Origin of the sequence: Nocardiopsis sp. TSRI0078, from assembly GCF_001905145.1 — a bacterium.
Classification (GTDB): Bacteria; Actinomycetota; Actinomycetes; order Streptosporangiales; family Streptosporangiaceae; genus Nocardiopsis.
Map to the genome: position 1 here is coordinate 590,130 of NZ_LWLB01000001.1, position 13,815 is coordinate 603,944.

Annotated in this window: 10 protein-coding genes; 4 read left to right on the top strand and 6 right to left on the bottom strand. The window is 72.9% G+C overall.

Annotated features, from left to right (window positions below; translation table 11 throughout):
• Nucleotides 1-10: 10 nt before the first annotated feature.
• From A6A08_RS02705 to A6A08_RS02715, 3 genes are all read left to right on the top strand, one after another.
• On the top strand, nucleotides 11-1,726 hold the full coding sequence (locus tag A6A08_RS02705; RefSeq protein ID WP_073700873.1) for a dihydroxyacetone kinase family protein: 1,716 nt from the start codon (nucleotides 11-13) through the stop codon (nucleotides 1,724-1,726).
• A gap of 387 nt (nucleotides 1,727-2,113) precedes the next feature.
• Nucleotides 2,114-2,863 (top strand): hypothetical protein, encoded by a 750-nt coding sequence (locus tag A6A08_RS02710; RefSeq protein WP_073701069.1) that lies wholly within the window; start codon nucleotides 2,114-2,116, stop codon nucleotides 2,861-2,863.
• A 178-nt stretch (nucleotides 2,864-3,041) separates the two neighbouring features.
• The gene (locus tag A6A08_RS02715; RefSeq protein WP_073700874.1) at nucleotides 3,042-5,636 is read left to right on the top strand and encodes a glycoside hydrolase family 9 protein; all 2,595 of its coding nucleotides are present in this window, start codon (nucleotides 3,042-3,044) and stop codon (nucleotides 5,634-5,636) included.
• Between the two features lie 154 nt (nucleotides 5,637-5,790).
• Here the strand turns inward: A6A08_RS02715 and A6A08_RS02720 are convergent, their stop codons facing one another.
• The 4 genes from A6A08_RS02720 to A6A08_RS02735 form a co-directional block, all read right to left on the bottom strand.
• Nucleotides 5,791-6,921 carry a sorbosone dehydrogenase family protein gene (locus tag A6A08_RS02720; protein ID WP_073700875.1) on the bottom strand — a complete coding sequence of 377 codons (1,131 nt, stop codon included), beginning with the start codon at nucleotides 6,919-6,921 and terminating at the stop codon, nucleotides 5,791-5,793.
• Between the two features lie 33 nt (nucleotides 6,922-6,954).
• Nucleotides 6,955-8,127 carry an aromatic acid exporter family protein gene (locus A6A08_RS02725; RefSeq protein ID WP_073701070.1) on the bottom strand — a complete coding sequence of 391 codons (1,173 nt, stop codon included), beginning with the start codon at nucleotides 8,125-8,127 and terminating at the stop codon, nucleotides 6,955-6,957.
• Nucleotides 8,128-8,249: 122 nt separating this feature from the next.
• Nucleotides 8,250-9,665 (bottom strand): hypothetical protein, encoded by a 1,416-nt coding sequence (locus tag A6A08_RS02730; protein WP_242422066.1) that lies wholly within the window; start codon nucleotides 9,663-9,665, stop codon nucleotides 8,250-8,252.
• Nucleotides 9,662-10,408 (bottom strand): alpha/beta fold hydrolase, encoded by a 747-nt coding sequence (locus A6A08_RS02735; protein ID WP_073700877.1) that lies wholly within the window; start codon nucleotides 10,406-10,408, stop codon nucleotides 9,662-9,664. Before A6A08_RS02735 ends, A6A08_RS02730 begins: the two co-directional genes overlap by 4 nt.
• Before the next feature lie 230 nt (nucleotides 10,409-10,638).
• On the opposite strand from A6A08_RS02735, the gene A6A08_RS02740 reads away from it, so the two are divergent.
• Nucleotides 10,639-11,163 (top strand): hypothetical protein, encoded by a 525-nt coding sequence (locus tag A6A08_RS02740; RefSeq protein ID WP_073701071.1) that lies wholly within the window; start codon nucleotides 10,639-10,641, stop codon nucleotides 11,161-11,163.
• Between the two features lie 149 nt (nucleotides 11,164-11,312).
• Here the strand turns inward: A6A08_RS02740 and A6A08_RS02745 are convergent, their stop codons facing one another.
• Both A6A08_RS02745 and A6A08_RS02750 read right to left on the bottom strand, forming a co-directional pair.
• The gene (locus A6A08_RS02745) at nucleotides 11,313-11,852 is read right to left on the bottom strand and encodes a DUF1360 domain-containing protein (protein WP_073700878.1); all 540 of its coding nucleotides are present in this window, start codon (nucleotides 11,850-11,852) and stop codon (nucleotides 11,313-11,315) included.
• Nucleotides 11,845-13,710 carry a glycoside hydrolase family 15 protein gene (locus A6A08_RS02750; protein ID WP_073701072.1) on the bottom strand — a complete coding sequence of 622 codons (1,866 nt, stop codon included), beginning with the start codon at nucleotides 13,708-13,710 and terminating at the stop codon, nucleotides 11,845-11,847. Before A6A08_RS02750 ends, A6A08_RS02745 begins: the two co-directional genes overlap by 8 nt.
• Between the last annotated feature and the right edge of the window lie 105 nt (nucleotides 13,711-13,815).

Sequence of the window (13,815 nt, forward strand, 5' to 3'; positions counted from 1 at the left end):
CGAGAGACGAGTGAGTGACGTGGCACCGAAGAAGATCATCAACCGCCCTGAGGACTTCGTCGACGAGGTGACGGAGTCCCTGCTGTTGGCACATCCGGACCGGCTGAGGGCGGCGACGGCCGACCGGCGAGCGCTCGTGCGCGCCGACGCGCCCGTTCCCGGGCGGGTCGGGATCGTCACCGGGGGCGGGTCGGGCCACATGCCCCTGTTCCTCGGATACGTCGGCCAGGGGCTCGCCACGGGTGTCGCGGTGGGCAACGTCTTCTCCTCTCCGTCCGCGGAGCAGATCGCCGCGGCCACGCGGGCCTGCGACGGCGGTGCCGGGGTGCTGTACCTGTACGGCAACTACGGCGGTGACGTCTACAACTTCGACCTCGCCGCGGACGTCGTCGCCGCCGAGGACATCGCGACCGCGACCGTGCTGGGCACCGACGACGTGCTCTCCGCGCCCCGGGGCAGGGAGGAGACCCGCCGGGGCGTGGCCGGTCTGTTCTTCGCCTACAAGACCGCCGGTGCCGCCGCGGAGCGGGGCGACGCCCTCCCGGACGTGCGCGCCGTCGCCCAGCGCACCGTCGACGCCACCCGGACGATGGGCGTGGGACTGTCGCCGACCATCCTGCCCACCACCGGCACGCCGACGTTCACGCTGGGCGAGGACGAGATGGAGGTGGGGATCGGCATCCACGGCGAGCCCGGCAGCCACCGCGGCGCCCTGGAGACCGCCGACGAGATCACCGACCGCTTCCTGGAGGAGATCCTGGGTGAGCTGGAGCCCTCCGCCGGGGACAGGGTCGCGGTCCTGGTCAACGGCCTGGGCGCCACGCCCCTGGAGGAGCTGTACCTGGTCTACCGCAGGGTGCACCGGGTCCTGGAGGAGCGCGGGGTCACCATCCACCGGCGCTACGTCGGCGAGTTCGCCACCAGCCTGGAGATGGCCGGCGCCTCGGTGTCCGTCCTGCTGCTCGACGGCGAGCTCGCCGAGCTGGTCGACGCCCCGGCCGCGTCGCCGTTCTTCTCGCAGGGGAGCACGGAGACCCCGGCCGCTCGGGGCGGCGCCGTGCCGGAGGAGGCGGCCCCCTCCTCCGGCACGGCGCCCGCCGTCCGGACCACGGGCACGCCCAGCGCCCTGCGGTCGCTGCTCGTCGGGGCGATGGAGCGCATGCCCGCGCACGCGGAGGAGCTGCGGGACCTGGACGCCAGGCTCGGGGACGGGGATCTGGGGGTGACCGTCGCCTCCGGTGCCGAGGCGGTGCGCGCGGCGCTGCTGGGCCTGCCCGAGGACGTGCACCACGCGGACGTACTCCGCACGGCCGGGACCGCGTTCGCCTCGGCCAACCCCTCCACCTTCGCCGCGCTGGTGGGCACGGGTCTGATCGCGGCCGCCGCCGACACCGAGGACCTTCCGGAGCTCTCCGCGGGAGACGCGGCGCGGATCACGGGGGCCGTGTGCCGGCGCGTGCGGGAACGGGGCGGTGCCCGGCCGGGCGACAAGACGTTCGTCGACGTGCTCGTTCCGCTGGAGGGAGCCCTCGCCGGGGCCCGGGACCCGGGACGCGCGGCCGACGACGCGGTCGCCGTCGCCGCACGCGTCGTCGACGAGACCAGCGGCCTGACGTCGGCGAAGGGCCGCGCCGCCTGGGTGGGCGAACGCGGGACCGGTGAGCGGGACCCGGGCTCGGTCGCCCTGCTGCGTTTCCTGGAGGAGCTGCGCCGCCTGCTCGCCTGACGGGCCCGCACGAACGGGCGGTCGGGTACCGGGCCAGGGGAGGCGTGCCCGGCCGCCTCCGGTCCGTCCGGGGGCGCACCGGACGACGTCCGGGGCCGGACCGCGCCTCTTTCGGCCGTCGGGGCGGTCCCGTGGAGGACCCACCGGACCCGACCTGTACGCGCACGTGTGCTGCCCCAACGCCCGTGCGGCCCGCGGCCGCGGCCTCCCGTGGCACCCCCGCGATCGGCGAACCCCCGCGGGCGGGGGAGCCTGAAGGTGTCCGACCCCTTGGTGAGCTGTACCATCGTGGCCGGATTCTCCCCCTGCCCACGTGCTCCCCGCTCCCCGGAGAAAGCCGTGCGGCGGGGCCTGCAACACACGGGACACACACGGGAACGGACGTTCATGGACGCTGAAGAGACCCAGGTCTTGACCAGGACCGGCGAGTTCACCAGCACCACACTGAGCTGGGACACCGCCGTTCACGGCCGTGTCGCCGCGGCGGTCGACCGCCTCACCGGTCCGCTGAACGAGCTCATCGAGCGCGACGCCAACGACGGCGACACCCGCATGCTCGTCGCCGACTTCTTCAGCGTCGGGCTGAACTTCAGCAAGTACCAGGACATGACGACCGAGTACCGGACCAGCGGCGACTCGATCGACTACGCGATCGTGCTGGACGGCAAGCTGTTCGCGCCCGTGGAGGTGCGAAGGGTCGGCCAGGAGCTCGACCAGCGCAACATCCAGGTGTCCCGGCGCCTGGCCGTGGAGGAGGGCGCCGAGTGGGTGATCCTCACCAGCGGCCGCCTCTGGAAGGTCTACCACCTGCGCCCCGACGGCGACGGCGGCAATCGGCCCGTTGAGGTGATCAGCGTCGACCTCACGGACCCGGACGCCTACCACCGCAACATCGACGCCCTGTTCCACATCACCCGCGAGGCCGTCGAGCACGGCCGGCTGGACGCGCTGCGCCGCTGGAAGGAGGCCGTCGAGGCGGCCCCGCTCGCGGAGGTCCTGCGCGGTGACGCCGTGGTCGAGGCGGTCCGCGCCGAGGTGCGTGCCGCCACCGGGCACCAGGGGCACACGGGCGACGCCGACGAGGTGCGCCGTGCCCTGGTCGAGGAGGTCGTCGCCCGGGGCCTGCTCCCGGACTGATCCCCTCCCATCGTTCCCGCCTCCCGAGTCGACCACCCCGTGTGCCGGGGGATCCCCTGGCACACGGGGTGTTCCGTTCGCTCCCATTGACATGTGTGATGGGCGACACAACAATAGTCATACTATTGGGAGCGCTCCCAGTGCTTCCGACCGCTCACCCCCCAGCGGAAGGACCCCCTTGAGCCCGGCACGAAGGAACACGGCGACGGCGCTCGGCGCCATGGCCGCACTCAGCGCGAGTCTTCTCGCGGCCTCCCCCGTTCAGGCCGACGACGAACCCGTCGAGCAGATCACCAACGGCGACTTCGGCGACGGCACCACCGGCTGGTGGGCCACCGAGGGAATCGATCTCGCCGTCAGCGACGACGGGGCCCTGTGCGTCGACGTCCCAGGCGGTACCGGCGACCCGTGGGACCAGATCGTCGGCCAGAACGACATCCCCCTCCTGGCCGGGGAGTCCTACGCCCTCTCGTTCACCGCCTCCGGCGCCGACGGCCTCCCCGTCCGCGCCCTGGTCCAGGAGCCCGTCGACCCCTGGCGCACCGAACTGGACGAGCGGCCCGTACTCACGGAGGCGATGACCGGCCACGAGTACGTCTTCACCGCGGCGGCCGACATGGACGACGCCCAGCTCGCCTTCCAGATCGGCGGAGCCGAGGAGGACTGGACGTTCTGCCTGGACGACGTGTCCCTGGTCGGCGGCGCCGAACCCCCGGTCCACGAACCCGACACCGGTCCGCGCGTGCGGGTCAACCAGGTCGGCTACCTTCCGCACGGCCCCAAGAACGCCACCGTGGTCACCGACGCCGAGGAGGCCCTGCCCTGGGAGCTGGCCGACGCCGGCGGCACGGTCGTGGCCGAGGGCCTCACCTCCCCGTACGGCCTGGACGAGACCTCCGGGCAGAACGTGCACACCGTCGACTTCGGCGGGTTCACCGAGGCGGGCGAGGGCTACACGCTGACCGCCGACGGGGAGACCAGCCATCCCTTCGGCATCACCGCCGACCCCTACGCCGCGCTGGCCACGGACGCCCTGGAGTTCTACTACACCCAGCGCAGCGGCATCGAGATCCTCGACGAGATCGCCCCCGGCTACGGCCGTGAGGCCGGGCACGCCGGGGTCGAGCCCAACCAGGGCGACACCGAGGTCACCTGCCACCCCTCCTCCCCCTGCGACTACACGCTCGACGTGTCCGGCGGATGGTACGACGCGGGCGACCACGGCAAGTACGTGGTCAACGGCGGCATCTCCGTCCACCAGCTGATGAGCGTCTACGAGCGCACGCACACCGCGCCGACCGGGGACCCCGACCGGGTCGCCGACTCCACCCTGGCCGTTCCCGAACGGGACAACGGCGTGCCGGACGTCCTGGACGAGGCCCGCTGGGAGATGGAGTTCCTGCTGTCCATGCAGGTCCCCGAGGGCGAGGAGCTCGCGGGGATGGCGCACCACAAGGTCCACGACGAGCGCTGGACCGGCCTGCCCCTGATGCCCGCCGACGACCCCCAGCCCCGCTACCTGCACCCGCCGTCGACGGCGGCCACGCTGAACCTGGCCGCGACCGCCGCCCAGTGCTCCCGCGTGTTCGCGCCCTATGACGCCGGCTTCGCCGCCGAGTGCCTGGAGGCGGCCGAGACCGCCTGGGCGGCGGCCGAGGCCGAACCGGAGCGCTACGCGGCCGCGGGCGGCGAGGGCGGCGGCCCCTACGACGACGACAACCTGGCCGACGAGTTCTACTGGGCCGCGGCGGAGCTGTACCTGGCCACCGGGGAGGACGCCTACGAGGAGGCCGTGACCTCCTCCGAGCTGCACACCGGCGACGTGTTCACCGCGTCCGGTTTCGACTGGCGCTGGACCGCCCCGCTGGGCCGCCTCCAGCTGGCCACCGTGCCCAACTCCCTGGACGGCCGCGACGAGGTCCGCGCCTCCGTCGTCGAGGGGGCCGAGCAGTACCTGGCCAACGTGGAGGAGCACCCGTACGGGCTGGCCTACGACCCCGAGGGCGGCGTCTTCGCCTGGGGGTCCAACAACCTCGTGCTCAACAACATGGTGGTGGTCGCCAGCGCCTACGACATCAGCGGCGACACGCACTTTCGCGACGCGGTCCTGGAGGGCATGGACTACCTCCTCGGGCGCAACGCCCTCAACCAGTCGTACGTGACCGGGTACGGCGAGAACGACGCGGTCAACCAGCACAGCCGCTGGTACGCCCACCAGCTCGACCCGAGCCTGCCCAACCCGCCCGAGGGCACCCTGTCCGGCGGCCCCAACTCCGACACCGGCACCTGGGACCCCGTGGCCCAGTCCAACCTGGCCGGGTGCGCCCCCCAGTTCTGCTACATCGACCACATCGACTCGTGGGCGACCAACGAGCTGACCATCAACTGGAACTCCACACTGGCCTGGGTGTCCGGGTTCGTCGCCGACCAGGGCGACGCCTTCCTGCCGGCCGGTGCCCCCTGCGAGGTCGACTACGTGGTCCACGCCGAGTGGCCGGACCGCTTCAACACCCAGGTGACCGTCCGCAACACGGGCGACGAGCCCGTGACGGACTGGGAGCTTGGGTGGTCCTTCACCGGCGCGCAGACCGTGGAGCGCTACTGGAGCAGCGAGCTGACGCAGTCCGGGCACGCGGTGACCGCCCGGGACCTGGACTGGAACGGCGGCATCGCCCCCGGCGCGGAGGTGACGTTCGGCTTCGTCGGCGAACTCCCGATCGGCGCCAACCCCGTGCCTGAGAGGTTCACCCTCAACGGCGCCGTCTGCGGCTGATCCCACGGGCGGGCGCGACGGGCGCCCGCCCCGCACGCCCCTCCCCGGGAAAGGGGACGGGGTCCCACAGGAGAGCGTGGGGCCCCGTCCACCACGTCCACGTCCGGCCCTCGGAGCGGGCCTCCGCGGCGGGTGCCCCCGCCGGGCGGTCCGCCTACTCCAGCGGCACCCGCAGGACGCGGTCGTCCTCCGCGACGGGGTTGCCGAGGGCGTCACGGTTGCTGGTGGTCAGCCACAGCCCGTCGTCGCCCGGAGCGGTGGCCACCGTGCGCAGGCGGCCGTACTCCTCCTGGTAGTGCGCCACCGGCTCGCCCAGCCCGTCTTCGGTGAGCGGCACCTCCCACAGGCGCTCACCGCGCAGCGCGGCCACCCACAGGGAACCGCCCGCGATCGCGGCGCCGCTGGGCGAGGCCTCCTCGGGACTCCAGGTCACCAGCGGGTCGACGTACTCGTCCCCGCCGCCGGGGCCCTCCACCTCGGGCCATCCGTAGTTGTTGCCCGCTTCGACCAGGTTGACCTCGTCGAGCTTGTCCGCGCCGAACTCGGTGGCGTACAGGTTCCCCTCCTCGTCCCAGGCCAGGCCCTGCACGTTGCGGTGCCCGTAGCTGTAGACGCGGTTGTCGAAGGGGTTGCCCGGCGCCGGCTCCCCCTCGGGGGTGACCCGCAGGATCTTGCCCGCCAGTGAGTCGGTGTTCTGGGCCTGGCGCGACCGGCCCGCGTCCCCGGTGCCCACGTACAGCAAGCCGTCCGGGCCGAACGCGATCCGGCCGCCGTCGTGGTGGGAGGAGGAGGGGATGCCGTCGAGGACGACCTCGGCCTCCCCGAGGCTCCCGCCCTCCCGGTCGTACTCCATCCGGCTGATCCGGTTGTCCGACTCCGAGGTGTGGTAGGCGTACACGTACGGCTCGTCGGGGAAGTCCGGGTGCAGGGCCAGGCCCAGCAGACCGCCCTCCCCCACCGGGGAGACCTCCTCCACCGTCCCGACGTCCGTGACGGTGCCGTCCCCGGACACGTGGGCGATCCCGGCCGAGTCGCGCTGGGAGACCAGGGCGGAGCCGTCGGGGAGGAAGACGAGCCCCCACGGCACCTCCAGCCCCGTGGCCACCACCTCGGGCTGTCCGGGCTCGATCTCCGCGGGGCTCGCGGAGCCTCTCCCGTATCCTCCGCCCCCGTCCTCCGCCGGTCCGCCGTTCGCCCCTCCCCCACCGCATCCGGTGACCAGTACGAGGGCGCCGAGGACGGCGGACACGAGGACCGCCGTCCTCCTGTTCGCTGCGGGTTCCATGACCGCTCCCTTCCCCGTCGTGTCCGGGTGCTCTCACGTGCCTCCGCGCTGGCTGCGCTCGGTGTTCTCATGCCCCTCTTGCAACTCCTCGAACAGGCGCTCCATGTCGGTGAGCATCGCGCTGTGCACCGACCACAGTTCCCCGGTCCCGTACTCGTCGATGCGCTCGCGCATCCGGGCGATCCGCTGGACCGCCTGTTCCAGGCAGGAGGCCAGATCGGGGGAGAACGTCTCACGCTCGGGCTCATCGGCGTCGTACACGGCCCGGAAGGCGTCGGCGGCCGCGTCCATGACCGGGGCGAACGCGCGCAGGAAGGCCTCGCTCGGCTCGGGGGCTCGGGAGCGGGAGCTGTGCGCGTAGGACAGGGCGCGGGCGAGGGACTGCAGGTGCCGTGAGGAGCGTCTCAGGGCGGTGATCCAGTCGCGGTAGGCCGCCGGCTTCGCGGCCGAGGGGGGCCCGCTCACGAGTGTGCGCGGGTTCAGGCGCATGCGGTACTCCTGTTGGGAGACCGTCTCCTGCGCGTTGCGCGCGGTGTTGTCGAAGCCGTCCGCGGTCCGCTTCCAGTAGCCGACGTCGCCGCGCCCGTCGTCGCCCTCCCGGAACCCGTCCGCCATCTCCTGGGCGAGGCGGCGCAGGCCGTCCGCGAAGTCGAGCACGGCGTTCTTGGCGTCACGGAAGCGGATCGCGGGGGCGAAGACCGCGTTCGTCACGACGGCGGTCCCCGTTCCCACCAGGACCATGAGCAGCAGCGTTCCCAGGCTCTCAAGGCTGCCCGCGGTACCTCCGGCGAGCGCGAACGCCGCGACCACCGCGATCTGCTTGCCCTGTTCCCCGAAGACCGAGAGCTGTCCCACCAGCAATGCGACCAGTACGACCAGCGCGAACAGCCAGATGTGCGCGCCGATGGGGACCCCTCCCGCACCGGCGATCAGCGCGCCGAGGAAGACCGCGGCCACGTAGCGGCCGGACTGCAGCATCGACCCGTACACACTGGGCGTCACGACCAGGAGGGCGGAGAAGGGCGCGAAGCCGATCTGGGAGGACCCTCCCACGAGCGATCCCACGATCCAGGCGACCGTCGAGGCGATGACGCTCTTGAGGATGATGACGACGGTCTCGCGCTCGTACCCGCGATACGCGACGGCCCGGCGCAGCGACCTGAACCACCGACTGCCGGTCACGGCCTCCCTCAGCCGATCGATCATCCGTCCCTCCGCCTTCCTGGTTCCTCTGCCCCCGTCGGTGCGGTGACCGGGATCCCCCGGACCGCTGCCGGGCGCGTCGCCGAGGAAGCGCCGGACGGACCCGGCCGCCCCGGCGGTCGTCACTAGTCCCTCTCCTTCAGCAGCTCGACTCCGTCGGCGCCCGCGAGGGACTCCGCGGCCTCCGGCCACCGCATGGGGGGCGGCATGGGCTGCCGCCCGCGTACCCGCGCCAGTTCGCGGTGGAACCGGGCGAGGACGGCGAAGTCGCGGGGGAAGGCCGCCGGGTCGGTGCCCAGGAACGAGCCCACCTTGGTGGCCCGGTCCAGTACACGCGCCCACTCCTCGGCCCGCGCCAGCCCCACCGAGTCCACGCCGTGGGAGAACAGGGCGAGCCGGATCTCCTCGTAGTCGGGCACACGGTCCAGGTACTCCTCCAGGTTCCTCAGTGACGGCTCCTTGTTGAACACCGTCCAGAAGGGGACCGAACCGGTGCGCAGGGCCCAGTAGGGCTCGACGAGCATGAAGGACTCCACCAGCAGCCGGTCCGGCGGCAGGCCGCGGCTCCGGTACCAGTCGCGGTACAGCTCCGCGACGGCCGGGCTGGGCGACTCCGGTTCCGCGTAGCGCAACCGCCGCAGCGTCCACCCCTCCTCGTCGGCGAGTTCGCGCAGGTCGTCCATGAGCTCGGGGGCGAACCCCCACTCCGCCTCGGGGCTGTCGCCGTCCGGCTCCGGTCCGTCGAACTTCGTGTGCTCCGAGCCGTGGGCGCGCAGGAACTCGCGGACGCGCTCGCTGCCGTACCGCAGCTCGTCCGGGTCGGCGCCGCCGAAGCCCCCGTGCTGGAAGACGTAGCGGTCCGAGACCCGTGTGGTGGGCCAGCGCATGGCGCAGTCCGAGACGACGAGCGTTCCGCCGGGCACCAGCCGTGAGCGCAGGAAGCGGCGGTAGGCGTCGGGCAGGCGCAGCCACTTGACCCGGAAGTAGCACATGCCCGAGATCATCAGCCGGTCCTGGTTGGGGTCGTGCATGTGGTGCAGCCGCCAGTCGGGGTTGGCCCGTACCAGCTCCTCCCCGGCGGACCGCATCTTGCGGAGGTCGGCCGACGCGTCGTCGGGGGGCACGCCGCCGCGCCGAACCGGGATGAGCAGGGTCTGCGGGAGCCACGGTGCCTCCAGCCCGGCGGCCAGGTGGGTGAGCGCCCCGTTGGAGGAGCCCACGAAGGCGACCTCGGCCTGCTTCCGGGGGTAGTGGCCGGCGATCCAGGAGGCGAGCGCGTCGGAGTCGATCTCACCGATCCGCTGCCGCGGGACCGCCTCCGACCAGCCCGCGGCGGCGTAGACGCGTTCCTTCAGACGCCGGGGGGCGCGGTTGGCGGCCTCCGCGGCGAGCGCGACGGCCCCCTCCAGCGCGCCGGACGTCTCCCCCGCGAGCGGGACGTCCCCGCCCGCGTTGTAGGACGACAGCGCGCGCAGCAGGGTGGTGGCCGAGTCGAAGCCCGCCACGGTCCGCTTCGGTGTCATCTGTCTGCGCCATCTCATCGGACGGCCTCCCTGGCGAAGTCGTGGACCAGGCGGGCGACCGGTCCGGGGGCTGTGACGGTGAGCGCGTGGGGCTGTCCGGGAACGGTCACCAGACGTCCCCGGGGCAGCAGGCGGGTGACCTCCTCGGCCCAGTGCCCGGGACAGAGGGGGTCCCTGCTCCCGCGCAGGACCAGGGCGGGCTGCCCGACCTTCGGCAGGACCCGCTCGATCCGGTGTTCGCGGCTGGCCAGCCAGCTGCGGACGACCCGGAGCGCTCCCGCCCTGCGGTAGTCGGCGACGCCGGAGACCGCCACGGCGGGGCCCTCGCGGATGCTGTCGAGCACCAGGTGCGAGGCCAGGACGGGCAGCGCACGCAGCCGCGGGTCCACCGTCGGTCCCGCCAGCACCACCGAGCCCACCTCCTCGGGCGCGCGCACCGCCGCCTCGGCCACCACCTGGGTTCCCAGCGAGAGGCCCAGCAGGCAGGGCCGTGCGATCCCCCGGGCCCGGAGCCACTCCAGGAGGGCCTCGGCGAGGCCGGCGACCGTGGGGTCGCGGTCCGGTGCGGTGCTCTCCCCGAACCCCGGCAGGTCCACGGCCCAGGCCTCCAGCCGCCCGGAGAGGGCCTCGACCAGGGGCAGGGTCTGCTTGGAGGAGACGCCCGCACCGTGCACGCAGACCAGTGGCGGCCCCTGACCCGGCACACACCACGAGGCCATGGTCCCGTGCGCGAGCTCGTCCGTTCCCCGCCGCGGCTCCATGCGTCCCCCGGTCTGCTCCTCGCGTCTTTCCCGTCGGTGTGGTGCTCACGACTACCCAGGGGCCCCTCCTTCAACCCACCCCCGCGCCGGGGCGTGTGGGAAGGCGCGTACCGGTCAGAGGGGGTACACGGCAGGTCTTCGTCGAAGGGAGCCGAGAGATGACCAGGAAGTCGGATTCCCCGCCCAAGCGCCCCTGGTTCAGGGGCGTCGTGCGGGGGGCCACGGGCGCGATGGCCATGACCGGTATGCGCCAGGCCGAGGTCGGTATGGGGTTCGTCCAGCGCACACCGCCCGACGCCATCCTGAAGGAGGGCGTGCCCGCCGTCCTCAGGAGCATTCCCGAGAACCGGAGGAAGGCCGCCATCGAACTGGCGCACTGGGGGTACGGGGCCACGGCGGGCGCCCTGTTCGCCTTCCTGCCGAGGAGGCTGCGGCGCTCACGGCTCACCGGACCGGTCTACGGGGTGATGGCCTGGGGTGCGTTCGAGCTGGCCATCGCCCCGGCTCTCGGACTCGCCCACGCCCGCAGGTCCAGGCCCCAGGAGAGGATGGCGCTCCTTCTCGACCACGTGGTCTTCGGGTTCGTCATCGGGGATCCGCCCGAGACCGAGGTGGCCGGGACGGCGGACTCCGGAAGCGACGGCGGCGAACGGGGCGGCGGAAGGCACGAGCGCAGCAAGCACAGGGAGCGCCGCGGGAACGGGGACCGCCGGCGCGGGGAGCGCCGTGGACACGGCGACCGCCGACGAGCCTGACGGCGAGGGTGCCGGGAGGGCACACCGGCCCGGCACGCCCGGACGGCCCTGCGCCTGCGGCCGGGCCCGGCGCCGGGACCCGCCACGAGTACGGGACCGACAGGGGCCGCCCGTCGCGTCGGCGACGGGCGGCACACGACCTCCGCGCCCTACTCCTGGGCCTTCTGCAGTCGCACGTACGCCAGCTGGAGCCAGTCGGACACGGCCACGGCGCTGAACACGGCCCCGGCTCCCCTGGTGACGCCCGGCGCGAACACCAGGCCGAAGGCGTACGCGGTGGCGACCCACTGCGCGGTGCAGAACGGGCAGGTGATCAGTTCGCCGACGGCCCGGCGCCCGCCCTGGCCGCGCACCTCCTCGGCCAGCTCGGAGGGCGCCGAGACCCCCTTGAACCGGGTGAAGAAGGCCCGGAGGGGGCTGGTGACCGGGTCCTTGGCCACCAGTCGGGACAGCTTGTGCGTGGTCAGTCCCATCAGCAGCAGGTCCCACGGACCCACGTCCGCGGCAGCGGCCGCTGTCGCGCCGCGCCCGCGGTACCTGCGCGCCGCGAGCAGCCCGGCCCCGGCCAGGGCCAGGTAGACCGAGGCCGTGGTGGCGTATCCGAGGAGGGGCTGGTCGCTGCCGTCCTGGTAGGCCTCCGCCTCCTGTTGGAGCGTCTCCTTGATCTCACCGGTGGTGTCGTCAGCCATGGTCTTCGTTCCTCCTTCGTCGCCCTACCCCGCTACCCGACCTGCCGCGCACCCAGTCGTGCAGTGCCTCCCTGTCCGTCGCGCCGTCGAGGTTGACCGCCGCCTCGATCAGCGCCAGATGGGTGAAGGCCTGGGGGAAGTTGCCCAGCATGGTGCCGTCGGCGGCCATCTCCTCCGCGTGCAGGCCGAGGTCCCCGGCGCGTCCGCACAACCCCTCGAACCGCTCCCTCGCCTCGTCGGTCCGCCCGGCGAGCACCAGGGCGGAGACCATGTCGAAGGAGCAGAGGAGGAAGGCGCCCTCCGGGGTGTTGATCCCGTCGTCGGTCCGTTCGGGGTCGTATCTGCGGACGAGGCGGCCGTCCACGCCCAACCGGTCGTCCACGCGCTCCAGGGTTTTGAGCACACGCGGATCGGTTCCGTCGAGGAAGCCCAGGAGGGGGATCCGCAGCAGCGACCCGTCCACGTTCGTGGAGCCGTAGGCCTGCGTGAAGGATCCGGTCGCGGGATCGATGCCGCGGTCGAGGATCTCCTCGCGGACGGCCTCCCGCTCCCGGCACCACTCCCCCAGGGGCGCGTCGACCCCCTTGCCGGACTCGGAGAAGAGCTGGATCCCCCGGTCCAGGCACACCCAGGCGTAGACCTTGGAGTGGACCCAGTGCCGGGTTCCCGACCGCACCTCCCATATGCCCTCGTCCGGTTCCCTCCAGAGCTTGCGCACCGACTCGACCACCGAGGCGAGCTGTTCGAGGTCCTCCCGCCGGAGCCGTCCGGTGGCCGCCTCGTAGGACAGCGCCGCGTCGAGGATGTGCCCGTACACGTCCAGCTGGTGCTGCGCGTAGGCGCCGTTGCCGACGCGGACCGGGCGCGAGCCGTCGTACCCGTCCAGGTGGTCGAGGGTCTCCTCCCGGGGAGGAGGCGCCTCGTCGACCGCCTGCACCGGGGGAATCCAGTCGATCGGGCTTTTGCACATGCTCAGCAGGAAGCGCAGGTAGTGCCCGGCCTCCTCGGAGTGGCCGAGCCGGAGGAAGGCCAGGACCACGAGCGCGGCGTCGCGGTGCCACACGTAGCGGTAGTCCCAGTTCCTGGGGCCGCCCGGCGACTCGGGCAGGGACGTGGTGGGCGCGGCCACCAGGGCCCCGGTCTCCTCGTACAGCAGGCCTCGCAGGGTGAGGGCACTGCGCCGCACCTGCGCGGCACCGACCCCCTGGTAGCCGATCCGCCCGGCCCAGTCCCGCCACGCCTCCAGGGTCCGCCGAAGCAGCCGCGACGCCTCTCCCGGCCCCACGCGGTGCTCACCGTCCAGGTAGTCCAGGGCGAACACGGCCGTGTCGCCCTCGGCGAGTTCCACGCGGTACTCCGGTACGCCGTCCTCGGCGAGTTCGGGGGCGTGCGTTCCCGACAGCAGCATCCCGGAGGACTCCCGCAGGGCTCCGTCGAGGCGCTCCCACCCGGGGGCGGCGCGCCCGAAGTCGGGTCTGGCGTCCAGCCTCGAACGCACGGCCGTGCCGCCGGAGCGGCACTCGACGACCCGTAGGAGGACGCCCTCGCGGTACAGGCCGGACCTGCCCCGCCTTCGGACGGCGAGCAGATCGCGGACGGCCACCTCCACGTCCGGCCCGCGCCAGAGGGTCTCCAGGACGAGGGTGTCGTCCACGTAGGCGCGACCCCTCGGGCTAGCTCCCTCGACCTCCATCGTCCAACCGCCGCCCCGTGCATCCAGGAGCCCCGAGAAGAGCGCGGCGCCGTCGAACCTGGGCACGCACATCCAGTCGATCGTGCCGTCCGGTGTGATGAGCACGGCCGTGTGGCAGTCCGAGAGGAAGCCGTGCTCGCCGATGCGTGCTGCGTCGCGACCCATCCGCCCCCTTCCGATCCGCATGCCGCCGGGGGGTTGTCTCCTGCCTAGCGACTGCCCAGGGGCGTACTCGGCGAAACGGCAGTTCAGAAGCTTGCCGTGGCATGT